Source organism: Mycobacterium sp. NGS63 (genome assembly GCF_059812295.1).
The window spans coordinates 163,889-186,694 of the sequence record NZ_JCALCJ010000008.1 but is presented as its reverse complement, the minus strand read 5'-3'; the positions used below and the strand labels follow the sequence as shown (position 1 = coordinate 186,694).

Here is a 22,806-nt window from a genome sequence, read left to right as displayed (position 1 = left end):
GGACCTCAAACCCGGTACGTGACGCGGGTGAGTTGTTCGGAAAGCTCCCACAGCCGCACCATGTCGGCCTCGCTGCGCGCCATCCTGGGAACCCCGGCGAAGGTGACTCCGCCCCCGACGGTTTCGTAGAAGCCCCGCGGTCCGTAATACGTGCCGCCGTGGGCATCCGGCGAGACCGCCGCGTACAGCGAGGGTTTGATGCCCTCGTCGACGTCGAGCCACATGAACGGCAGCAGCTTCCAGGTCAGCTTGGTGAGCCGGTTCTGCAGCGTCGGCCGGTCGCGGCCGTAGGATGCGCCGCTGAGCAGGTTCGTCTTGCTCAGGCCGGGATGGGCCGCGTTGGACATCACCCCCCAGTCGCCGAGCTGGCTGCGCCGGTCCAGCTCGATCGCGAACATCAGTTGGGCAAGCTTGGCCAGCCCGTAGGACCGCATCGGCTTGTACCCGTGCTGTGCGTTGGGATCCGTGTACTCGAGATTGCGCTGGGCCGCGGCCAGGCTGCTGACCGTCACCACCCGCGCCGAGCCGGCCGCGCGCAGCAGGGGCAGCAGGTGCCCGGTCAGCGCGAAGTGGCCCAGATGGTTTGTGCCGAACTGCAATTCGAAGCCGTCGCGGGTTTCCTGGCGCTGCGGCGGCGTCATGACGCCGGCGTTGTTGATCAGGATGTCGATCGGGCGGCCGTCGGCGTTCAACTCCTCACCCAGCGCGGCAACGCTTTTCAGCGACGACAGGTCCAGGTGCCGGATGGCCAGCTTGGCCGACGGCGCGTCCCGGCGGATCTCGGCGATGGCGGCCTCGCCCTTGGTCCGGCAACGGATCGCCATGACGACGTCGGCGCCCGCGGCGGCCAGCCGCTTCGCCAGGCCGAGCCCCAGGCCGCTGTTGGCCCCGGTCACGACCGCGAACCTGCCGGACAGATCCGGTACCGCCAGCCGCAGGTCGGGTTTCACCATGTCACGGGAAGCTCGTAGACGCCGTAGGCGAGCGTGTCGTGTTTGAAGGGCAACTCGTCGAGCGCAACCGCCAACCCCAGCGTCGGAACCCGGCGCAACAGGGTGGGCAGGACGATCTGTAATTCCATGCGCGCCAACTGCTGTCCGACGCACTGGTGGCGGCCGTAGCCGAACCCGACGTGGGCGCCGTCGTCGCGCAGCAGGTCCAGCCGGTCCGGGTCGGGGAACCGGCGCGGATCCCAGTTCGCCGGGGCGACGTCGAGGATGATGCCTTCCCCGGCGCGGATCGTCTCGCCGCCGACCTCGATGTCCTCGACCGCGATTCGCCGCTGTCCGGTCTGGATGATGCTCAGATACCGCATCAGCTCCTCGACCGCGGTGGCGATCACCTTGGGATCGTCGGCGTCGCGCAGCAGCGCCCGCTGGTCGGGATGCTCGAGCAGCGCCGCGATGCTCAGGCTGATCATGTTGGCGGTGGTCTCGTGACCGGCGATCAGCACGCCGAGGGCCAGCTGCGTGGCCTCGCGCACGCTCAGCTCCTCGGCGTTGACCCGCTCGGCCAGGTCGGACACCAAATCCTCTGAGGGGCTTTCCATCCGGGCCCGGACCAGCTTCGCGATGTACTTCGCCAGCGACGCGGCACCCTGCGCGGTGTCTTCTTCCGTCGCGTAGCGTCCCGTGCCGCGCTGGGCCTGTTCCTGGAAGAAGTCCGCGTCCTCGTAAGGCACCCCCAACAACTCGCTGATGACCAGCGAGGGGACCGGCAGCGCCACGGTGCTGACGACGTCGCCGGGGTTGGGGCCGGCCAGCAGGGCGTCGATGCGATCGTCGACGATCTTGCGCACCGCCGGGCGCAGCCCCTCGACGCGCTTGAACGTGAACGGTTTTGACAGCATCCGGCGGAAACGGGTGTGCTCCTCGGCATCCGAGGTGAACACCGAGCGCGGCCGCTTGTGCACCGTCGCCAGCATTCCCTCGTTCCAGTGCGGGTAGCCCGGGAGCCGGTCGTCGACGCTGGTCCGGGAGTCGGTGAACAGCGACCGGATCGCGTCGTAGCCGTGGATCAGCCACGGCGTGCTGCCGTCCCAGATCCGCACCCGGCTCAGCTGCCGGTTCGCGTTGAGCGCCAACGATTCCGGCGGGGGAGCGAACGGGCAGCCCGGCGTCCTCGCCATCGGGAACTCGGGGATGTCGGTGGTGGTCGAGACGTCGGTCATCGGGCTCCTCGGTTCTCCGATACTTAATCGTGTGCCGCGCGGACGTGCACCGGCGCGCGCCACAGCCCGACGATGGCGTCGATCAGCCCTTCGCCGGCGACGGGCCAGCTGGACCGCGACCGCGGACCGTGCTCGGCCAGCGCGCCCTCGTGCTCGGCGCAGGTGTGCATAAGTAGGTTGCGCACCATCACGATTCGCTCGACCCGCACCCGGTTGGGCAGGTCGGGAAGGCAGCGGTTGATGCCCTCGATCGTCTGGACCAGCCTCGGCGAGGTGAGCGCGTCCTTGGTGACGACGTGACGATACGTCGGGTCGGCCATCGCCTGGGCGGCAAACCGCGCGTACCAGCTGGGGGTGCCCAGCGCGGCCAAGTGGTCGGTGAGCGGGCGGACCAGCGTGCCCACCCAGTCCCGCAGCTCGGTCGAGTCGCCCACGTCGGCCAGCATCTGCGCGCGCAGCTCCTCGATGGGCTCGCGGTGCTTGCTTTCGATCGCCCGCAGCAGGTCGGTCCGCGTCCCGAAGTGATAGCAGGCGGCGGCGTTGTTACCCTGCCCGGCGGCCTCGCTGATCTGCCGGTTGGACACGGCGTACATGCCGCGCTCGGCGAACAGCACCTCGGCGGCCGACAGCAGCGCCTCCCGGGTGCCCGTCGCCCTGTCGGAGCGGGCCATGCGCTCGGCGGTCACCGCCTCAGTGAACACCGCGCGCGAAATTAAATCAAGCAGTTTATTTAGGGGCGTGGCGCCGCGAAAACGGTCTCGGCCAGCATGCGCCGGCACCAGCCGCGGTAGGCGTCCGCGCTCCACCCGTCGCGGTTGGTCATCCGCAGGTAGGTCTCGACACTGCACAGCACCGCGCAGGTCTCGACAAGTTCCTCGAACGAGACGTCGTCGCGCAGCCAGCCGCGGTCGCGATGCACCTCGAGGACGCGACGGGCCTGCGCGTTGATCCCGGCGATGAAATCGTCCAAGTACCTATCGAGCTCGGGGTCGGAGGCGGCGCCGCCGAACAGCGCGGGCGCCAATCGCGCCGTCCGCCGGTGCACGTCCGTCACGGCCGCGACGATGAAGTCGAGCGCCGCGGCGGGGTCGTCGATGGCGATCATCTCGCGGCCGACCTTGAGGTTGAGGATGTTCTCCTCGCCGCTCACGCCCACCCCCGCGTACTCGATGGCGGCGATCAACAGGGCCGCCTTGGAGCCTTGACCCTGGACCGTCTCGGCCGAAACCCCCGCCGCGGCAGCGATTTTCGGCATCGTGGTGCGCGCATAGCCCTCGACGGCGAACACTTCGGCCGCGGCGGCGATCACCCGCGCCCGCGTCTGCTCCGCCTGCTGCCGGCGCAGTTCGGATCGGTAAGTGCGCTTCGACGCTATTGACTCCGGTGGCACAGTAATGAATACTACCATCACCCAGCTAATTGGGGGCCCGGAGGTGCGCAATGCCGTCCATCATCGTCGCGAGCATTCCTGCGCATGGGCACGTCACGCCGTTGCTCGCCATCGCGGAGAACTTCGTCAAGCGCGGCGACGACGTGCGTTTCATCACCGGAGCGGCGTTCGCCGACAGGGTCACGGCCACCGGGGCGACCTTCCTGCCGGTAGCCGCCAAAGCGGACTTCGATCAGAGCATCCTCGCGACTTTTCCCGAGCGAGCGAAGTTGAAGGGCGTCAAGGCGATCGCGTTCGACGTCGAACACGTCCTCGCGCGGCCGGCCAAGGCGCAGTACGAGACGCTCATGGCCGCGCTCGCGGCACAGCCCGCCGACGCCGTGCTGGCCGAACCCCTGTTCTTCGGCGCCGCGTTCCTGCTGGCGCACCGGCGGCCGGCACGCCCCGCGGTCGTCCAGTGCTCGGTGGTCCCGCTGCCCGTCGACAGCCGCGACACCGCGCCTGTCGGCATGGGGCTGCGGCCGTCGCGCGTGCTCAACCGCCAGCGCAACGCCGTCCTGGCCGCGCTGAGCCGCCGGATGTTGCGGCGTGCAAACCGGCTCATCGACGAGCTACATCGCGAGGTCCACGGCAAGGACATGCCCGGCACCATGCCCGACTGGGGCCGCCGGGCCGACGCGCTCGTGCAGTTCAGCGTGCCCGCGTTCGAGTACGCGCGCTCCGACGCGCCCGCGAACCTGCGTTACGTCGGGCCTTGCCTGCCGGCGACGGGTTCGCAGGCTCCGCTGCCGCAGTGGTGGGGTGACCTCGACGGGACCCGGCCCGTCGTCCACGTCACGCAGGGCACGGTGGCCAACACGGACTACGAGCAGCTGATCGCGCCGACGCTGCGCGCGCTGGCCGACGAGGACGTCCTCGTCGTGGTCGCGACGGGCGGCCGGCCGCTGGACACCCTGCCACCGTTGCCGCCGAACGCCCGTGCGGGTGTCTTCCTGCCGTACGACGAATTGCTGCCCCGCACTGCGGTTTACGTGACGAATGGCGGCTACGGCGGCGTCCAGTGCGCGTTGCGCTACGGGGTGCCGATCGTGGCCACCGGCGGCAAGGAGGACAAGCCGGAGGTCGGGGCGCGTGTCGCGTGGTCGGGCGTCGGCCGGCGCATCAGGACCGAACGACCGACGCCGCGTACGCTGCGCCGCGACATTCTCGCCGTGCTGGCCGAGCCGCGCTATCGCGAGGCCGCCCGCCTCGTTGCGGCCGACATGGCCGCGGCGCCCGGCTTCGCCGGACTGGCCGGCATCGTGGACTCAGCCTGCCGCGGCGAGCTGGTCGGTGATGTGAGCCAATAGATCCCGGGCCGCCCCGGCGGGCGGGGTGCGTCCGCCCACCCAGATGGCACGCAACGGACGGCGCAGGTTCAACTCGGGCACCGCGACCGCGCGCAGCCGTCCGATCGCCAGGTCGTCGGCGACGGCCAGCCGGCTCATCACCGCGGGCCCGGCGCCGGCGACGACGGCGGCGCGCACCGCCGCGGCGGAGGACAGTTCGAGGACCGGGGGCGGCTGGTCTGTCGACTCGCCCAGCGCGTGGCGCAGCGCCGCGGTCAGCGAATCCCGCGTCCCCGATCCCGGTTCGCGGGTCACCAGCGGCGTGCGGCTCAATTCCGCCGCCGTGACCGGTCGCTGGCGCTGCGCCCAGGCGTGGTCGGCGGGCACGACCAGGACGAGTTCGTCGTGCCCGACCACCCTGCTGCGCAAACCCTTTGGCAGATAAGGGGTCTCGATGAATCCGAGCTCGGCCTTGCCGGCGCGCACGGCGGCGATCGCCCGATCGCTGTTGGTAGCGGTCATGATCACCTCGGGCGCGGCGGCGCCCGGTCGTTGCGCCGCGACCTGAAGCGACACCAGCCAGCGCGGCATGAGTTGTTCGGCGATGGTGAGGCTGGCGACCACTTTGACGCGCTTGCGCCTTTCGGATCGCAGTGAGGCTAACCCGGCGTCCACGTGGCGGGCGACGTCGAGCAATTGATCCGCCCATTCCGCGACGACGACCCCTGCGGGCGTCAGGCGCGAACCGCGGGGGGTTCGGATGACGAGCGCGACGCCGGTCTGCGCCTCGATCGACGCCAGCCGCGCCGACACGGCCTGCTGGCTCAGCCCGAATTCCCTGCTCGCGGCGCCGAGGCTGCCGGTCCGGGCGATGGCCAGGAAGACTTCGAACGCCGACAACTCGGGCAGGCGGGCGCTGAGCGGCATGACGATCCTTCCTGGCCTTCCCCGGCCCTGCACACAAGGTCACCTTGTGGGCGGGCCCGAGCGGTCGCCTGGCCACAAAGCAAACTTGTGAGCCCACAAAACTTACCCCCCTGGCCCTGGCCCGCGAAAGGAGGGACGATTCCTGACATCGCCCGGCGAATGGAAAGCGGTGACAATGAGCCTTATGACGGCGGCCACGGCAGCGTGGGACAAGCGCGACGACATGATCGTGCGCGCACTCCTGCCGTACAACGCCGAACCGCCGCCCGCGGTGCTGGCCGGCAGCGACATCACCCCGATCGGCGCGTTCTACGCCCGCAATCACGGTGCCTTCCCCGACATCACGCCGCGGCAGTGGCAGCTGCGCGTCGACGGGTTGGTCGCGCGGGCGCTCACGTTGACCTATGAGCGGCTGACCACCGAGTTCGAGCAGCACGACGTGGTGGCGACGCTGGCCTGCGCCGGCAATCGGCGCGCCGAGCTGCTGCGGGTGCGTCCCATACCGGGGAAGGAGCCGTGGGCGCACGGCGCGATCTCGACCGCGAAGTGGCGGGGCGTGCGGCTGGCGGACGTCCTCGCGGCCGCGGGAGCCGATCTCGACTCCGACCCCGACGGGTTGCACGTCGCCTTCCAGGCCTGCGACGTCGCCGAGGAAGCCCGCCCCGCCCAGCCATACGGCAGCTCGATCCCGCTGAGCAAGGCGGCCGCACCGGAAGTGCTGCTGGCGTGGCGGATGAACGACCAGCCGCTGCCGCGCGTCCACGGCGGCCCTGTCCGGGTGGTGGTGCCCGGATATATCGGCGCGCGCAGCGTCAAGTGGGTCACCGGCGTCACCGTGCAATCCGGCCCGTCGGCCAATTACTTCCAGTCGCAGGACTACCGAATCCTGCCCGCGGACGCCGACGTCGACGCCGCCGCGGCGGGCGAGGGGATTTCGCTGTCGTCGTTGGCGCTCAACTGCGACATCCTCGATCCCACCGACGGCGACCGGGTGCCGAGCGGACCGTTGACGATCCGCGGCTACGGGCTGGCCGGCGACGGCCGCAGCATCGAGCGGGTCGACGTGTCCCTCGACGACGGGCTGAGCTGGCGGCAGGCCGAGCTGCACCGCGCACCCAGCCAATGGTCATGGCGCCCATGGACGTTGACCGTCGACGTCGCGCCCGGGCCGCTGCGGATCACCGCCCGCGCCTGGGACGACACCGGCACCACCCAGCCGGAATCGGCCGCGTCCCTGTGGAATCCGCGCGGGTACGGCAACAACGCATGGGCGAGCGTCGCGTTGATCGTTATATGAGGCGTTACTCGCCAAGCCCTTTCTTGACAGCCGCCAGTTGCTTCCGGGCCACATCCGTGACAAAGTCCTCCGGCGGCAGCGTCTCGGCTGGCCCAACGAATTCCAGGGTGACGAGCACCCTGCCCTCGGTGAACAGCAGGATCTCGACGCCTTTGGAGCCGTCAGGCGACTTTCCGGACAGGGTCGTACCGCCGGTGCCGACGTTGAACGGAGCTGTAATCGGATTCATGACCGGGTAGCCCGCTTTGACCCTCGCGGCGTTTAGCGCATTCGTGGCGGCGGCGGGGTCGGCGAGGACCTGAACGGTGTCCCTGATTTGGTGGCTGTTGTTGTCGGTGCTAAACGTGATGGCGGCACCCGGTTGCCCGTTGGGGTCATTCGCCGGGGGGCCGCCGATGAACTGGATCGGTGCGTCAATGTCGGAAGACTGCATCAGCAGACTGGTGTAGTCAATCGGCTGTGGTATTGCTAAAGACCTAGAGATGGTCGTGGTCGGTGTGAGTGCGTCGGACACGCGTGCGCCGTCAGTGGGCGACGAGTCTTTGTTATTGCCAGTGACGACCGCGGCGATAGCCAGGCCGGCAATTGCGAGGAGGACAGCCACGCCGGCGGATATCAGCATGCCCCGGTTTGATCGGGCAGGCAGGGACGCTCGCGTTCCGGGCGGTGGGGTGGTATCTGAGCTACTGGGTATCCGATGGTCCGATGCAGCCCCTGGGCGGCTCGTGGCTGTGGCGTTGCTAGAAAGCGTCGAAGACGCTTTGCCCGTCGGGGCCTCGATAGGGGATCGCTTATAGCCTCTGAGGCTCTCTGCACCCGACGCTTCTAGCGTCTCACTCAGTTCGGTGCGCGATTCTGCATCGCCGCTAGTTCCGGATGTGCCATATGGTCGCACGTCTTCGTGCGATCGCGAGCCCGCTGGGCGGACAGCGAACGCCGCTCGCGCGGCGGCTGCTAGTTCCCTGGCGGTCTTGTATCGGTCGTTGGGGGTTTTGGCCATGCCGCAAGCGATGACCTCATCCATTGAGGCCGGTATCCCGGGTCGCAGCAATGATGGTTTGGGTGGTGGATCGAACATGTGGGCAACGGCGATCTGTTCTAACAGCTTGGCAGGAAAAGGCGGCCGGCCCGTCAGTGTTTGATGTAGGACGCAAGTCAGTGCATACGTGTCGGCGCTGGCATCAGCGACGCCGCTACGGAAGCGCTCCGGCGCCATGTAGCCCCAGGTCCCGAGGGTTGCGCCGGTACTGGTCAGGCCGGTCTCGTCGGCGCCTCGGGCGATACCGAAGTCGATAAGGTACGCAAAGTCGTTGGCGGCGACCAAAATGTTGGACGGTTTGACGTCACGGTGCACGAGTCCGACTTTGTGTGCGGCATCGAGTGCGAAGGCAACCTGCTCGATTATGTTGACGGCGCGGACAGGCTCAAGCGGACCGTTCTCAAGAAGCTTTTGAAGATCTTGACCCTCGATCAGCTTCATCGTCACGAACAGCCGGTTCTCAACCTCGCCAAAGTCGTGGATGGGCACCACATGTGGATCGTCTAGCCCTGCGGCGGCCCGCGCTTCACGGCGGAACCGCTCTTGGAAGACCCGATCACCGGCGAAATTCGGGGGGAGGACCTTGAGTGCGATCATCCGGTCGAACGTCGGGTCATATGCTCGCCAGACTTCCCCCATCCCGCCCCGCCCTAGCAGATCGACCAACCGGTAGCGGCCGAACGGAACTTCTTGCACGTTTCCTCCCGTGGCGGTGAACAGGCACACCATAGGCTCTACCGAGAGATCCTGGCCCCAAAGTGGCCAAATAAGCGAAACTCTGACTTGCGGTGCCAGAGTCGTCCACCGTCGTTCTGCAAAATTGCGAACTCGTCGTCAGGAAACGTCCTCATCAGATGCATAGATCAACCCAGATGATCATGCAGGTCTTCGATGGACTACCACTGCACAGCGCGCAACGTTCGTAATGAGATTGGTTGAGCTTCAGTCGCAGCCAAAAGTTGTTTAGCCACCGAGCACTTTCTTTATGGCGTCGAGTTGCTTTTGTCCGACGCTGGTGACGTAGTCCTCCGGCGGCAGCGTACCGGCCGGACCGTCGAATTCCAGCGTGACGAACGCCCTGCCTTCGGTGTACATCAGGATTTCGACGCCCTTGGAGCCGTCCGGCGACTTTCCGGACAGCGTCGTTCCGCCGGTGCCGACCTTGAACGGACGCGTGTCCGGAGTCTTGACCGCGTTGCCCTGGTTGCCCTTCGCGGCGTTCAGCGCGTTGGTGGCGGCGGGGGGGTCGGCGAGGACCTGAACGGTGTCCTTGATCTGGTAGCTGTTGTCGTCGGTGCTGAACGTAATGGCAGCACCAGGCTGCCCGTTGGGGTTGTTCGTGACGGGGCCAGCGGTGAACGGGATCGGCGCATCAATGTCGGAGGCCTTGATCAGCATCGCGGCGTAGTCGTTCGCCTGTGAGGGCGCCGAGGTCGCCGAGGTAGCCGATCCCGACTTCGACGGCGGCGAATTCGACGTCGACGAATGTTTGCCGCCGCAACCTCCCACGGATACGGCCAGCGCGGCCGCCGCCGCAAAGCCCGCGACCACCGTCCGAGAAACCCTCATGGCATAGCGCTCCTTCCGGGCCGCGTACGGCGACACCGTCGGCTCTTTCCCGAGTCGCACAGTACATCGCGCCGGGGCGCCTCGAAGGTACGGCCGGGCCGCCTCGAAGGTCCGGTCGGGGCGTTCGGCGGGAGTGCTACTCCAGTTGATCGCGCAGGCAGCGCAGGGTGTTGGCCAGGATGCGGGAGACCTGCATCTGCGATACGCCGATCCGGTCGGCGATCTGGCTCTGGGTCATCGACTCGAAGAACCGCATGTGCAGCACCTGACGCTCCCGCTGGGGAAGCGCGCTCAGCAGGACGCGCACCGCTTCGCGGTTGGTGATGTGCTCGATTTCCGGATCGGCGTCACCGACCGCGTCGGCCACCAGCCGGGGTTTGCCCGAGCCGTCGGCGCTCAGCGGCGCGTCCAGGGAGTCCAGCCGGTAGGCGTCGCCCGCGACGAGGCATTCGATGATCTCCTCGCGCGGAACCTCCAGCACCTGGGCCAGCTCGCCCGCCGTGGGCGCGCGGCCCAGCCGCTGGGACAGATCGCTTGTGGTGCGGCTGATTTGGACGTGCAGCTCGCGCAGCCGGCGCGGCACTCGCATGCCCCAGCTGTAGTCGCGGAAGTAACGCCTGACCTCACCCATCATGGTGGGAACCGCGAACCCGATGAAACTGGGCCCCTTGTCGGGATCGAACCGGTTGATGGCGTTCATCAGCCCCAGCCGGGCAACCTGGATCAGGTCCTCGAGGCTTTCGCCACGCCGGGAGAAGTGGCTGGCCACGTGGTCCGCCAGGGGCAGGCAGCGCGAGACGATGTTGTCGCGCTGCCGGGCATACTCGTCGGATCCCGCCGGCGCCTGGCGCAGCGCGACGAACATCTCGACAACGTCGTCGTAGGAATCGTCGGATTGCGTGCGGGCTGGCCGGGTGGGTCGGGATGGTGTAGCTACGCCGCTCATATGGCGAATCGGTGGTCCCGGTTCCGACACGTTCTGAAAAAGTAAGCGTACGAACAGGTTTGCATCACTGGCCCACTTTCTGGGTCGTGTGCAGCAACGGCACCGCAGCTACGTTGCACAGTGGCCTCCGCCGCACCCGTATCCGCAGACGCGTCGCGAACCAGCACATGCAATACCGAGGCGGGTGACTGTGCTTGATATATCGCCTGAGCCACTCCGAGCCCCAGCCATGCGGCTGGTTGACCGCTTTGAGCTAAACGGCGACACGTCCAGATCGGACTTCATCAGCGACTATACGCGCGATCACGAGGACCTGCGATCGCGCGACCGGGGACGGGGCCGCCCCCGCACCGCAAATGTTCGCTGCCACCGCCGTTAGTTTTCCGTCGCCGCTGGCCAGCCGCATAGAGCACACCCAGGCGTCGGTAGCCGGGCGGTCTCAGCGAGATCTCAGGAACGGGTTCTCATTCGACGCGCGCGTCGGTACTGTTCGGACTCATGTTGATGACCCCGCCGCGGCGCGTCCCCCCGCCGGCCGCCCAGATGGCCACGCGCACAAGACGTTCCGAAGCCCATGCCTGACGCGAAGCTGCTGGGCGGGCGCGGCGTGGTGGTGTCCGGCGGCAGCCGCGGCATCGGGCGCGCCGTCGCCGAACTGATGGCCGCCCTCGGCGCCGGCGTGGTCGTCAACGGGCGCGACGCCGACGCCGTGACGGAGACCGTCGCGGCGATCACCGCCACGGGAGGCCGAGCCATCCCGCTCGTCGGAGCCGCGAACGAGGAGCGCGTCGCGGGCGCGCTCGTCGACGAATGCGTGCGCGGTTTCGGGCGGCTGGACGCCATGGTCAACTGCGCCGGGGTCGCCGAACCGCCCGGCTCGTCGATCCTCAACATCGCGCCGGACGAATTCGACCGGCTGATCGGAGCGCACCTCGGCACCGCGTTTCACACCTGCCGCGCCGCGGCGCGCGTGATGGCCCCGCAGGGGCACGGCGCGATCGTCAACACCGGCTCGGCGGCCTTCCTCGGCGACTACGGCGGCACCGGCTACCCCGCCGGCAAGGGCGCCGTCAACGGGCTGACGATGGCCGTCGCCGCGGAGCTCAAGGCCCACGGCGTTCGCGCCAACGTGGTCTGCCCCGGCGCGCGGACGCGGTTGTCCAGCGGCGCCGAGTACGAAAACCACATCGCGGACCTGCACCGCCGCGGCCTGCTCGACGAGGTGACGATGCGGGCCTCCCTGGATGTCGCCCCGGCCGCGTTCGTGGCCCCGCTCTACGCCTACCTCGTCAGCGACCTGTCCCGCGGCGTGACGGGCCAAATCTTCGTCGCGGCGGGCGGATTCGTGGGCAGCTACGATCGGCCGGCGCCGCGGCTGCTGGGATATCGCGACCACCACGGCGCCGAACCCTGGTCGGTCGAGGAGCTGCACGCGATGATCGGCGCGACCGCGGCCACCTAGCCGGGTGAACCGGGCGGCGCGCGCCGACGTGTCCCATGACGTGACGGGTCCGCTTCGGGTGCTTGTCATCGGCGCCGGGGTGAGTGGCATTTCCGTCGCGCGGGGACTGCTGCGCGACGGCCATGACGTGACGGTCTTCGACCGGCGCCAGGATGCGAGCGCCGGCGGGGGCGCGGTGACCGTCTGGTGCAACGGCGAGACGGTGCTGCGGCAGCTGGGCGTCGACATGGCCGGGGCCGGCCAACTGCTGTCCCACGTGCGGGTGCTGACGGCGCGCGGCCACCGGCTCGCGACCCTGGACGTGGCCGCGATGGTGGACCGGCTCGGCGCCCCCGTTCGGATGGTCCCCCGCCGGGTCCTGCTGGAACGGCTCCTGGACGGCTTCCCCGTCGACCGCATCCGGTGCCGCTCGCGCGCGGTCGGGGTGGCCGCCACCCGCGCGGGCGCGGAGGTCGAATTCGAGGACGGCAGCGTGGCCGCCGGCGACCTGGTGATCGGGGCCGACGGCCTGCACTCGATCGTTCGCGACGTAGTCGGAGCGCCGCCCCCCGAACCGACCGGCTGGTGCAGCTGGCAGGGACTGGTCGTCGTCCCCGAGCTCGCCGACTCCCGCGCGGCGATGATCGCGATCGGCGCGCGCGGCAACACCGGCGTGTGGCCGGCCGGCGGCGGCGAGGTGCAGTGGTGGTTCGACCTGCCGTGGTCCCGCGGCTTCGTCAGGCCACCACATCCGGTCGAGTTGATCCGGTCCCAGTTCGGCGGCTGGTCCGCCGAAGTCGACCTCGTTCTGGCCCGCCTGACCGACGAAGACCTGGCGGATTCGCCGTATCCCCACTTCCGTCACCCGATCCCCCCGGTGTCGGTCCCCGGCGCGCTGACCTTGCTCGGCGACGCCGCCCACACCATGCCGCCCACCCTCGCGCAGGGCACCAACCAGGCCCTGCTCGACACCATGGTGTTGCGCAGCGCGCTGTCGGCGTTCCGGGGCGCCGAGGAGTTTTCCGGGGACCGCTCGCGGGACCTGTGCGCGGCGCTGCGCTGGTACGAGAAGACCCGGCGACACCGCGTCGGCGCCGTGTCGCGGGTCGCGTCGCTGCAGGTGGCCCACGGGGAGGCCGCGCTGCGGCCCGCGGCGTTGCTCTCCGATTCGCTGCACACCTGGATGCTGACCACGTTCCTGCGCTGGACGAGCCACCGCCGGATGGCGGCGGCGATCGATCGCGGCCTCGGGACGGCCACCGCGATCCCGGTGACCCGCCGGTGAGCGGCGCCGACGGTCCCGTGCGGGTGCGCGGCGACCTCGACGCGCCGTCGCACTGGCTTTGGCTGGTCAAGTGGTGCGTGCTGGCGGTCCCGCACTATCCCATCCTGATCGTCCTGTATCTGCTGTATCCGCTGCTGACAATCGCGGCCGGCGTCACGATCCTGTGCACCGGGCGCTACCCGCGGCCGATCTTCGAGTTCAACGTCGGGGTGCTGCGGTGGTCGTGGCGGGTGATGAACTACCGCTTCCCGATGAACAGCACCGACAGGTATCCGCCCTTCACGCTCGCGTCGCGGCCCGACTATCCCGGCGACCTGGCGGTCGACTACCCGGGGCGGCTCAGCAAGGGCGCCGTGCTGGTGAAGTGGTGGCTGCTGGGGCTGCCGCAGATACTGGTGTGCTGGGCGATGGAGCCCCTGCTGCAGGTGCTGTGCGTGATCTCGGCGGTGTGGTTGTTGTGCACCGGATCCCACCATCGCGGCATGTTCGATCTGCTCATGGGCATCGTTCGGTGGCGCTACCGGGTGGCGGCGTATGTATCGTTGATGCGTGACGAATACCCGCCATTCCGGCTCGATCTAGGCGGCCGCTGACGCGCGCAAATCCGTTGTTCCCCTATGTATATCGGTTCGGTCAACCGATCTTCGACCGGCTCTTCTACAACCGGTACCGCCGGGCGGCCATCGCGCACGCGACCGGCCGGCTGCTGCTGGTGGGCCTCGGACCCGGGACCGACCTGAAGTTCCTGCCGCCCGCGGTGACGTCGGTCGCCGCCGTGGAACCGGTGCCGGCGTTCCGGCGGATGGCGTCGCATCTCGCCGACCGCCACGGCCTCGCCGTGGACGTCGTCGACGGGACGGGGGAGTCGATTCCGTTCCCGGACAACAGTTTCGACTCGGTGCACGTCGGCCTGGTGCTGTGCTCGGTCGATGACGTCGCGGCGACGCTGGCCGAGATCCGGCGGGTGCTGGTCCCGGGGGGCCGGCTGGTCGTGCTCGAGCACGTCCGCGGCAGCGGCGCGACGGGCCGGCTGCAGGACCTGGTCGCGCGGCCGTGGTCGTGGTTGGCGGCCGGCTGCCATCCCAACCGCCGGACCGTCGACGCCATCGCGGCGGCCGGCTTCGACACCGCGGGGCTGCGCGGCATCCGGACCCCGGTGCCGTTTCCGTGCAAACCGCACCTGCAGGGGTTCGCCACCGCGATCGGGGACACTCCCGGTTCGTTTTGAACCATCCGGCCGCCGATCTCGTGTCGTGGTACAGCCGCTACGGAAACGGACTGTGATGATGAATTTTTCGGTGTTGGCGCCGGAGGTCAATTCGGCGCGGATGTTCGCCGGCGCGGGAACGGCCCCGATGTTGGACGCGGCCGCGGCGTGGAACTCGCTGGCCTCCGAGCTGGGGTCCGCGGCGTCGTCGTTCTCGTCGGTCACCGCGGGGCTGACGCAGCAGGCGTGGCAAGGCCCCGCGTCGGCGGCGATGGCCGCGGCGGCGGCCCCCTACGCGGGCTGGCTCAGCGCGGCCGCGACACAGGCGACGGCGGTGTCCGGGCAGGCACGCGCGGTGGCCGGAGCGTTCGAGGCCGCCCGGGCGGCGACCGTCCATCCGCTGCAGGTGGCGGCCAACCGCAATAGCCTTGTGCGGCTGGTGATATCGAACGTGTTCGGGCAGAACGCGCCGGCGATCGCGGCCGCGGAGGCCGAATACGAGCAGATGTGGGCGCAGGACGTGGCCGCGATGGTCGGCTACCACGCCGGCGCGTCGGCCGCCGCCGCCCAGCTGCCGCAGTGGCAGCAGGCGGTGCACGGCCTGGCGAGCCGGCTCGCCGCGGCGCTGGGCCTCAGCCCGGTCACCAACCCCGTGCCCGGCGACCCGGACCTGATGAGCCAAACCGGAGGTTTCGCGGGTTTGTTGTCGACCACCTCGCTGGCCGACCCCGACGACAACAACTTTGTCGCGACGAACGTCTCGACCCCGCTGTTCACGGCCATGGTCACGTCCGGTTCCGAGCCGACGCTGGGCCTGGGGGCGCCCGGGCAGACCATCCTGACGTTCCGGAGCCCGGTCGCCCCGTTCCTGAACAGCTCGATCGCGCTGCCGGTCACCGACCCGTTGGCGCCCCTGTTCACCGCCCTGCTGCCGCTCGGGTTCTGAAGGCTAGTCGACGCTGACCGCCTCGATGATGTTGAGCCGGGCGGCGCGCCGCGCCGGCGGCAGCGAGCCGAGCAGGCCGATCGCCAGCGCGCCGAGGGCGAAGCCGACCGCGGCCGGGCCGAGGTGGAAGGCGACCCGGAAGTTCATCAGGTCCCCGCTGACCACGCTGAACAGCCACTGGTCCGCGCACCCGAACAACAGCCCCAACGCTCCGCCGACGACGCCGATGCCGGTCGCCTCGGCCAGCACCATGCGGAGCGTAAAGCGGCGGCTCGCCCCCATCGCCCGCAGCACGCCGAGCTCGCGGCGCCGTTCGAGCACCGACAGCGTGAGGGTGTTGAGCAGGGCCACCCCCGCCACCACCACGACGATGATCCACACGGCGTTGGCGATGAACATGCTCTGGCGCATCGGCGCCTGCAGCCCGGCCAGCTTGGCGCGGCCGTCGTACACGCGGTTGGGCGCCGGCACCACACGGCGGACGTCGGCGAGCAGGCGCCCGGCGTCCACGCCCGGGGCCGCCGCGATCTCGAGCGTGGTGGCCACCGGCCGGTCGAACCACGCGCGCAGCGAATCGAGGCTCAGCCCGACGGTGCCGATGACCGTCGAGAAATACGGGACGAGCGCCAGCACCGTCGCCTGCCGGACGCCGTGCGGCGTCTGCATCCGCAGCTGGTCGCCGGCCCGGACGTGCAGGGCCGTGCCGAGGTTCTGCGAGAGCACCACGCCCCGCCCGGCGAGCACCTCGGCGCGCACGGTCTGGCCGAGCGCGCGGTAGAGCGGGTCGGCGGTGCCGGGGGAGAAGCCGTCGAGCATGACGCGGGTGCCGCCCACCTCGGCGAACCCGAACGCCCCCTCGGTGACGCGCCCGACGCCCGGCACCGCGGCCACCGTCGCCGAAAGGCCTTGGGGCAGAGCGTCGGTGGGGTAGCTGTCGGGGGGATTCGCGCTCACCCAGACGGGCACGTCGGCGACCGGGGCGAAGATCCCGGTGGCCGACCGGATCATGTCGGCGTTGGTGCCGGTGATGGTGACGGTGGTGACCACCGCGATGAGCACCGTCATCACGGTCGCCCATACCCGTCGCGGCGCGCGCTGGATGGTCGCCGCGGCCAGCGCGCCGACGGAACCGAACACCCGGGCCGTCACGGCGGTCGCCTCGACGATGGGCGCGGCGAGCGCGAACCCGAGCGCGATCGGGGCCGAGAACACCCCCGCCATCGCCACGAACGCCCACGCGCCGCGCTGGGCGACGACGGCCCCGATCGAGACCGCGAAGACGGCGGCGGCCGCGACGCCGACCGCGGTCCGCAACCACCGCGGCACGCGGTCGGCCGCCGAAACCCCCACCGGCGCCAAGGCCTCGATGGGCGCGACCTTGTACACCTGCCGCGCCGCCATCGCCGAGGCGACCAGGCTGGTGAGTGCCGTCACCGCGACCGCGACCGGCACCGCGTAGCCGGGCAGCCAATAGTCGATACGAGCCTCGAGGCCCTGAGTGATGGCCGGCGGCAACCGGCCGATCGCGGTGCGTCCCAACAGGATACCGATGACCGAGCCGAGGGCACCGCCGAGGACGCCGAGGATCGCGGCCTCGGTGAGCATGTCGCGCACGATCACCGCGCGGCGCCCGCCGATGGCGCGCAGCATGGAGATGACCGGCCGGCGTTGGGCGATCGCCATGGTCATCGTCGTGTAGATCAGGAACGCGCCGACCATCAACGCGACCATGGCGCCCATCAACGCCATGTAGTTCATCAACTTGACGCCGTCGCCGGCGCGCGTGGCGCGCATGGCGGGCTCGGCGACGATGGCGCGACCGCCGACGGCGTCGGTGACCGCGGCGCGAAGCCGGGCGAGGTCCGCGGCGGGCTTGGCCGTGATGAGGATCGAGTCGAGCCGGCCCTGCCGCCCGGTGATGTTCTGCGCCAAGGTAAGTGGGGCAAGGACGTAGTGCCCGCCGTTCAGCGCGGCAACCTGCGTGCCCGCGAGCACCTGGGCGACACTCACCGAACCCGAGCCGAGCCGGAACGTCTCGCCCGCGGCGCGGCCGACGCCCGGGCCGACGCGGACGCCGTCGGGCCGCCCGGGCGCACCGCTGTCCCGCAGGGCGTCCTTGAGCGCGCCGCCCAGGGCGGCGAGGCGCTCGTCGGCGCCGAACAACAGGACGGGTCCAGAGGACGTCAGCGCCGTCGTGCGGATCATCGGCACCGCGGCCGCGACGCCGGGAACCGTTGCGACGTCGGCGGTTATCGTCTCGGAAAATCCCGCGTCGGTGATGCCGGACACCTCCAGGGCGGCGATGCCCGCGATGCCGTCGGACAGGCGGTTGACCGATCCGGTGATCGAGCCGAAGATGCCGAACACCGCGACCAGATACATTGCCGACGCGGCCATTACGGCGATCGACGCGACGGTGCGCCGGCGATGCACGGCAAGTTCGCGGAGGCTGAACAGGCGCAGCCGGCTCGCCGCGGCACCGATCGCGGTGCGCGCTACCACACCAGAACCTTTTCGTCGGTGCTGATCCGGCCGTCCTGCAGCGCGATCACCCGATCGGTTGCGTCGGCGGCCTCGGGGTTGTGGGTCACCATCACCACCAGCCGGCCGCGGCCGGGCTCGTGGGCCACCTCGGCCAGCAGCGTCAGGATCGAGGCGCCCGTCGTGGAGTCGAGGTTCCCGGTCGGCTCGTCGGCGAGGATCAGCGGCGGGTCCATCATCAGTGCGCGCGCCACCGCGACCCGCTGCATCTGGCCGCCGGACAGTTCGGCGGGCCGGTGCTCGCTGCGGTGGGACAGCCCGACGCGGTCGAGCAGCCGAAGCGCCTCGGGTTTGGCCCTGCCCAGGCGGACGCCGTCCAGCAGCCTGGGCACCGCGACGTTCTCCCACGCCGACAGGGCGGGCAACAGGTTGAAGAACTGGAAGACGAAGCCGACGCGGTGATGGCGAAACTCCGACCGCTGTTCATCGCTCAGGCGGCCGATCTCCTCGCCGTCGAATTCGATCGAGCCCGAATCGGGGGAATCCAGCGCGCCCAGCAAATGCAACAGGGTGCTTTTGCCCGCGCCCGAGGGACCGACGACCGACAGGAACTGCCCGCCGTCGAGCCGCAGGCTGATCCCGTCGAGCGCCCGCACGGACTGGCCGCCGATGCGGTATTGGCGCACCACGTCGCTCAGCTCGATGGTCAGCAGCTGGTGCTTGGGAGCGCTGCACGTGTCGACCCGTCTGGACATGATCCTCCCCGCGCGGCTGATACCGGGATCACGAGGCCGCGCCGCGATCGGTTCACGCCCGCCGGTGTGTCGGTCCCCGGCCACGAATATTTAACGAAAGCGAATTTTTTTCGCACTGGAGTCGCGCATTTGCGGTGCCTAGACTCTGTGGGGTTAGGGCGGGGATTTTTCGGTCACTAGTCGAGCGGGCGGCTATGGAACGACTCAGCGGACTTGACGCATTCTTTCTCTATTTGGAGACGCCGACGCAGCCGCTGAATGTGTGTTGCATCGTGGAGCTGGACACCTCGACCATGCCGGGCGGCTACACGTATGGGCGGTTCCGCGCCGCGGTGGCCAAGCGGGCGGCCGCGATGCCGGAATTTCGGATGAAGCTCGCGGATACGCAGCTGAACCTGGACCACCCGGTATGGGTGGACGACGACGACTTCCAGCTGCGGCGCCACGTGCGACGGGTCGGGGTGCCGGCGCCGGGCGGCCGCCGCGAGCTGGCCGACATCTGCGGCTACATCGCGGGGTTGCCGCTGGACCGCAATCACCCGCTGTGGGAGATGTGGGTCCTCGAGGGCGTCGCCCGCACCGGCGCGGTGGCGGTGCTGCTCAAGGTCCATCACGCCGTGGTGGACGGGGTCGCCGGTGCGAATCTGCTGGCCCAGTTGTGCAGCCTTCAGCCCGATGCGCCTGCGCCGCAGCCGGTTCGGGGGGCGGGCGGCGCCAATCCGCTGCAGATCGCGGTGAGCGGGCTGATGGGGTTCGCGCTGCGACCGTTGCGGCTCGCCACGGTGGTGCCGGCGACGATGCTGACGCTGGTGGAGACGGCACTGCGCGCCCGCGACGGCCGCGCCATGGCCGCGCCGTTCTCGGCGCCGCCCACGCCGTTCAACGGCCCGGTCAGCCGCCATCGCAACATCGCCTACACCCAGCTGGACCTGCGCGACGTCAAGCGGGTCAAGGACCGGTTCGGGGTGACGGTCAACGACGTCGTGGTGGCGTTGTGCGCGGGGGTGCTGCGGCGGTTCCTGCTCGAGCGGGGCGAGCTGCCCGACGACCCGCTGGTGGCCACCGTGCCGGTGTCGGTGCGCGAGAAGGCCGATCGTCCGGGCCGCAACCAGACCACGTGGATGTTTTGCCGGGTGCAGACCCAGATCGCCGACCCGGCCGAACGCATCCGCGCCATCGCGGCGGGCAACACCGCCGCCAAGGACCACACCGCGGCCATGCCCACCCTGCTGCACGACTGGACGCAGTTCGGCGGGCCGACGATGTTCGGTGCGGCCATGCGGATCCTGCCCCGCATCCCGATCTCGCACAGCCCCGCGTTCAACCTGATCCTGTCGAATGTGCCCGGCCCGCAGGCGCAGTTGTATTTCCTGGGCTGCCACGTGGACACCATGTACCCGCTGGGCCCAATCATCGGCAGCGCGGGGCTCAACATCACGGTCATGTCGCTCAACGGGGGCCTCGGCGTCGGCATCATCGCCTGCCCCGACCTGCTGCCGGAGCTGTGGGGCATCGCCGACGCGTTCCCCGAGGCGCTCAAGGAGCTGCTGGAGTGCCCGGTCAACGAACCCGAAGACGCCGGGGTCAGTCCATAGCGCCGAGCGGCCACGCCCTCACGTGACGTCGCTCGACCGGTGCAGGTAGGCGCCGGCGGCGCGCAGCGCGCCCCGGACCGTGTACACGGCGGTGACCACGCATAGCAGGATCAGCAGGATGAACATCGGCAGCCAGTTGCTGCGGCTGTGGCTGACGTCCCACCAGATGACGGTGAACAGCAGCACGCACAGCAACAGCACCGCGTCGCGCCAGTTGCCCTGATAGGTCTGCGCGGCCTTGCGCAGCGCGCGGCTCCTGTCGACGGACGCGATCAGGTCGTCGATTCGGGCGTCGATGGTGCGCTGCAGCTCGGCGCGTCGTTCGGCGGCCTCCGGCGGCAGCCGGTCGAGCAGGTCCATGTCCTGTTTGATCCCCTCGCGGTAGTCGGGGGCCCGAAACTGTCCGGCGGCGATGGCCAGCAGCGCGCCGCCGAACACGGGCGCGCTGTTCAGCGCGATCTGTCCCAGACCCACCACTTACGCTCCTCCTGGTGTCACGAGTTGCCTTGGCCCGCAACGTGTCCGATCAGGACGCTCTCGACGGGCGGCGGCGCGGCCGGGCGGGTTCGGCGCCCCGAAGGGCATCCGTCGCGCGCGCCAGCTGCGGATAGGCGATCGCCGGCCCGATCCAGCGCGTGAGGTAGCGCCGGAGCTCGGCGCCGCTGCGGGGCGGTCGGCCCGGGTCGGCGAGGAAGGAGTGCAGCACCCGCAGGCTGAACTCGTTCAGCTCGTCGAGTCCCGCTTCGTCGAAACCGTAACGCTCCCAGTCGATGTCGAAACGATGCAGCATCGAGCGTCCGAATGCCAACGCGGTGTCGGAGACGATGGGGGCGGCCGGCCCGCCGCGGTGGGGCCTGGTCAACACCAGGTCGACCTGGCCGTCGCGGGCCAGCTGTTCGATGGCGTACGCCATTCCCTCGGTCACGGCCACCACCGGGTCGCTGACGTCGTGGAGATGGGTGGCCAACCGCTCGAGAAACCCGTCGGCCGAACGCATCGCGGTGGCCACCAGCAGCGCCTGGGTGCCGGGGAAGTATCGGTAGACGGTCTGGCGGGTCACCCCGACGGCGCGCGCCACATCGGCGATCCGCATCGCCGGGCCGCGCTCGTCGATGATCTTGTCGGCGGCGTCGAGGATGCGCGCGATCGCCTCCTCGTCGGAGGAGGGCGTGTTCCCCGCCCAACCGTGGCTGCGCACAGCTGGGATCATAGTGAGCCGCAGCCTGTTTAGCCGACCGCTACGCCGAGAATGAGCTTGACGGCCTCGTCGAGCTGTCCGGCGATCTCCTGGTAGCTCACGAACCGGGCCGTCATGAGCGCCCCGGCGAACGTCATCTGCAGGGCGGACCGCACCGAGCGCGGCCAGCCGGGGCCCAGCGCGGCCCCGATGCGCCGGGACACCTCGTCGCCGATCTGCTCGCGCAGCGGCGCGACCGCCGGATCGTCGGCCATCAGCGCGGTGCCGCAGGCGGCGGCCAGCTCCGGCTCGTCGGCGACCATCAGCGCCATGTCGCGCAGCGTGGCGCTGACGCGGGCCGGGGTGGCGTCGTCGGCGCCGGTGTGTAAGGGCAGGTCGCGCAGCACGCGCAGGTACACCGCCGCCACCAGTGCGCTCTTCGACGGAAAGTAGGTGTAGGCGCTGGCCGGTGAGACCCCCGCGCGGGTCGCCACCGCGCGCATGGTCAGGTTGGCGTAGGACGACTCGCGCAGCTCCTCCAGCCCGGCGTCGAGGACCTTGCGGATGGTCTGCGCCGGGCGGCGGTCGGAGCGGCGCGATGGGCCGGCACCACTGTCACCGCTGTCGGACACCGGTTCAGTGTAGAAACGCTTCCAGGGAGGTGGCGCCGATGGCCGAGGGGGACCGGCGCCGCTGGGACGAGCGGTATGCCGCGCAGGGACCGCCGCCGCTCGGCGCGGTGGGGCCGCCCGCCTTCCTCGCACCCCATCTGGACCTGGTTCCGGCGTCGGGCCGGGCGCTGGACCTGGCCTGCGGGCAGGGTCTCGGCGCGGTGTGGCTGGCGCGGCGCGGGCTGGACGTCACCGGGTACGACGTTTCCGCGGTGGCGATCGGGCAGGCCCGCGAGGTGGCGCGGGTCGCCGGCGTCGCCGACCGCTGCCGCCTCGACGCCGTCGACCTCGACGACGGCCTGCCGGCCGGGCCGCCCGCCGACGTCATCCTGTGCCACAGATTCCGCGACCCCCGCCTCGACCGGGCGATCGCCGAGCGCCTGGCGCCCGGCGGGCTGCTGGCCATCGCGGCGCTCAGCGAGGTCGGGGCCGCGCCCGGGCCGTTCCGCGCGGCGCCGGGCGAGCTGATTGCCGCGTTCGGAGACCTCGAGCGCATCGCCGACGGCGAGGGCGACGGCCAGGCATGGCTGCTCGCGCGGCGCTGACGCTCCTCGGCGATCGAGCCTGCGCCCAGATCGCGAT

At 70.0% G+C, this 22,806-nt stretch carries 21 protein-coding genes and 1 pseudogene; 9 read left to right on the top strand and 13 right to left on the bottom strand.

The window, feature by feature from the left end; all coding sequences use genetic code 11:
* Positions 1 to 5: 5 nt before the first annotated feature.
* From AC5Y4Z_RS20735 to AC5Y4Z_RS20720, 4 genes are read right to left on the bottom strand one after another with little or no spacing between them, the layout of a single operon-like run.
* Positions 6 to 953, bottom strand: a complete 948-nt coding sequence (locus AC5Y4Z_RS20735; RefSeq protein ID WP_499966622.1) for an SDR family oxidoreductase — start codon at positions 951 to 953, stop codon at positions 6 to 8.
* Positions 947 to 2,170, bottom strand: a complete 1,224-nt coding sequence (locus tag AC5Y4Z_RS20730) for a cytochrome P450 (protein WP_499966621.1) — start codon at positions 2,168 to 2,170, stop codon at positions 947 to 949. Before AC5Y4Z_RS20730 ends, AC5Y4Z_RS20735 begins: the two co-directional genes overlap by 7 nt.
* 23 nt (positions 2,171 to 2,193) lie before the next feature.
* Positions 2,194 to 2,871 carry a TetR/AcrR family transcriptional regulator gene (locus AC5Y4Z_RS20725; RefSeq protein WP_499966619.1) on the bottom strand — a complete coding sequence of 226 codons (678 nt, stop codon included), beginning with the start codon at positions 2,869 to 2,871 and terminating at the stop codon, positions 2,194 to 2,196.
* 29 nt (positions 2,872 to 2,900) lie between these two features.
* Entirely contained in the window at positions 2,901 to 3,560 is a 660-nt protein-coding gene (locus AC5Y4Z_RS20720) for a TetR/AcrR family transcriptional regulator (RefSeq protein ID WP_499966617.1), read from the bottom strand.
* Between the two features lie 50 nt (positions 3,561 to 3,610).
* Here AC5Y4Z_RS20720 and AC5Y4Z_RS20715 point away from each other — a divergent pair, with 50 nt between their 5' ends.
* Positions 3,611 to 4,909: a glycosyltransferase gene (locus tag AC5Y4Z_RS20715; protein WP_499966616.1), complete on the top strand. Its 1,299-nt coding sequence runs from the start codon at positions 3,611 to 3,613 to the stop codon at positions 4,907 to 4,909.
* Here the strand turns inward: AC5Y4Z_RS20715 and AC5Y4Z_RS20710 are convergent.
* Entirely contained in the window at positions 4,868 to 5,815 is a 948-nt protein-coding gene (locus tag AC5Y4Z_RS20710; RefSeq protein ID WP_499966615.1) for a LysR family transcriptional regulator, read from the bottom strand. The two genes, AC5Y4Z_RS20715 and AC5Y4Z_RS20710, sit on opposite strands and share 42 nt — an antisense overlap.
* 184 nt (positions 5,816 to 5,999) lie before the next feature.
* Between AC5Y4Z_RS20710 and AC5Y4Z_RS20705 the strand changes: the two genes are divergently transcribed.
* Positions 6,000 to 7,112, top strand: a complete 1,113-nt coding sequence (locus AC5Y4Z_RS20705) for a sulfite oxidase (protein ID WP_499966614.1) — start codon at positions 6,000 to 6,002, stop codon at positions 7,110 to 7,112.
* A 4-nt stretch (positions 7,113 to 7,116) separates the two neighbouring features.
* Here the strand turns inward: AC5Y4Z_RS20705 and AC5Y4Z_RS20700 are convergent, their stop codons facing one another.
* From AC5Y4Z_RS20700 to AC5Y4Z_RS20690, 3 genes are all read right to left on the bottom strand, one after another.
* A complete protein-coding gene (locus tag AC5Y4Z_RS20700; protein ID WP_499966612.1) occupies positions 7,117 to 8,880 on the bottom strand; it encodes a serine/threonine-protein kinase in 1,764 nt (587 codons plus the stop codon).
* Between the two features lie 234 nt (positions 8,881 to 9,114).
* The gene (locus AC5Y4Z_RS20695) at positions 9,115 to 9,720 is read right to left on the bottom strand and encodes a hypothetical protein (protein ID WP_499966759.1); all 606 of its coding nucleotides are present in this window, start codon (positions 9,718 to 9,720) and stop codon (positions 9,115 to 9,117) included.
* Between the two features lie 136 nt (positions 9,721 to 9,856).
* Positions 9,857 to 10,666 carry a SigB/SigF/SigG family RNA polymerase sigma factor gene (locus AC5Y4Z_RS20690; protein ID WP_499966611.1) on the bottom strand — a complete coding sequence of 270 codons (810 nt, stop codon included), beginning with the start codon at positions 10,664 to 10,666 and terminating at the stop codon, positions 9,857 to 9,859.
* A gap of 574 nt (positions 10,667 to 11,240) precedes the next feature.
* On the opposite strand from AC5Y4Z_RS20690, the gene AC5Y4Z_RS20685 reads away from it, so the two are divergent.
* From AC5Y4Z_RS20685 to AC5Y4Z_RS20665, 5 genes and pseudogenes are all read left to right on the top strand, one after another.
* Positions 11,241 to 12,128, top strand: coding sequence for an SDR family NAD(P)-dependent oxidoreductase (locus AC5Y4Z_RS20685; protein ID WP_499966610.1), 888 nt, complete (start codon positions 11,241 to 11,243; stop codon positions 12,126 to 12,128).
* A 40-nt stretch (positions 12,129 to 12,168) separates the two neighbouring features.
* Positions 12,169 to 13,392, top strand: coding sequence for an FAD-dependent oxidoreductase (locus tag AC5Y4Z_RS20680; RefSeq protein ID WP_499966608.1), 1,224 nt, complete (start codon positions 12,169 to 12,171; stop codon positions 13,390 to 13,392).
* Between the two features lie 23 nt (positions 13,393 to 13,415).
* A complete protein-coding gene (locus tag AC5Y4Z_RS20675) occupies positions 13,416 to 13,985 on the top strand; it encodes a DUF4389 domain-containing protein (RefSeq protein ID WP_499966758.1) in 570 nt (189 codons plus the stop codon).
* Positions 13,982 to 14,620: a class I SAM-dependent methyltransferase gene (locus tag AC5Y4Z_RS20670; RefSeq protein WP_499966757.1), complete on the top strand. Its 639-nt coding sequence runs from the start codon at positions 13,982 to 13,984 to the stop codon at positions 14,618 to 14,620. Before AC5Y4Z_RS20675 ends, AC5Y4Z_RS20670 begins: the two co-directional genes overlap by 4 nt.
* Positions 14,621 to 14,678: 58 nt before the next feature.
* Positions 14,679 to 15,183: pseudogene (locus AC5Y4Z_RS20665) on the top strand (PPE family protein); the annotation flags it as partial.
* 365 nt (positions 15,184 to 15,548) lie between these two features.
* Here the strand turns inward: AC5Y4Z_RS20665 and AC5Y4Z_RS20660 are convergent.
* Together AC5Y4Z_RS20660 and AC5Y4Z_RS20655 are read right to left on the bottom strand one after the other, a co-directional pair.
* Positions 15,549 to 17,942 carry an FtsX-like permease family protein gene (locus AC5Y4Z_RS20660; RefSeq protein WP_499966756.1) on the bottom strand — a complete coding sequence of 798 codons (2,394 nt, stop codon included), beginning with the start codon at positions 17,940 to 17,942 and terminating at the stop codon, positions 15,549 to 15,551.
* Positions 17,943 to 18,040: 98 nt separating this feature from the next.
* Positions 18,041 to 18,736, bottom strand: a complete 696-nt coding sequence (locus AC5Y4Z_RS20655) for an ABC transporter ATP-binding protein (protein ID WP_499966754.1) — start codon at positions 18,734 to 18,736, stop codon at positions 18,041 to 18,043.
* Positions 18,737 to 18,975: 239 nt separating this feature from the next.
* Here AC5Y4Z_RS20655 and AC5Y4Z_RS20650 point away from each other — a divergent pair, with 239 nt between their 5' ends.
* On the top strand, positions 18,976 to 20,376 hold the full coding sequence (locus tag AC5Y4Z_RS20650) for a WS/DGAT/MGAT family O-acyltransferase (protein ID WP_499966606.1): 1,401 nt from the start codon (positions 18,976 to 18,978) through the stop codon (positions 20,374 to 20,376).
* Between the two features lie 18 nt (positions 20,377 to 20,394).
* Here the strand turns inward: AC5Y4Z_RS20650 and AC5Y4Z_RS20645 are convergent, their stop codons facing one another.
* The 3 genes from AC5Y4Z_RS20645 to AC5Y4Z_RS20635 are packed head-to-tail and all read right to left on the bottom strand — an operon-like array spanning position 20,395 to position 22,185.
* Positions 20,395 to 20,853: a hypothetical protein gene (locus tag AC5Y4Z_RS20645; protein WP_499966604.1), complete on the bottom strand. Its 459-nt coding sequence runs from the start codon at positions 20,851 to 20,853 to the stop codon at positions 20,395 to 20,397.
* Positions 20,854 to 20,902: 49 nt separating this feature from the next.
* On the bottom strand, positions 20,903 to 21,574 hold the full coding sequence (locus AC5Y4Z_RS20640) for a TetR/AcrR family transcriptional regulator (RefSeq protein ID WP_499966603.1): 672 nt from the start codon (positions 21,572 to 21,574) through the stop codon (positions 20,903 to 20,905).
* Between the two features lie 29 nt (positions 21,575 to 21,603).
* Complete coding sequence (locus AC5Y4Z_RS20635; protein ID WP_499966601.1) at positions 21,604 to 22,185, bottom strand: TetR/AcrR family transcriptional regulator; 582 nt, start codon at positions 22,183 to 22,185, stop codon at positions 21,604 to 21,606.
* Positions 22,186 to 22,223: 38 nt separating this feature from the next.
* Between AC5Y4Z_RS20635 and AC5Y4Z_RS20630 the strand changes: the two genes are divergently transcribed.
* Positions 22,224 to 22,769, top strand: a complete 546-nt coding sequence (locus tag AC5Y4Z_RS20630; RefSeq protein ID WP_499966599.1) for a class I SAM-dependent methyltransferase — start codon at positions 22,224 to 22,226, stop codon at positions 22,767 to 22,769.
* Positions 22,770 to 22,806: the final 37 nt, after the last annotated feature.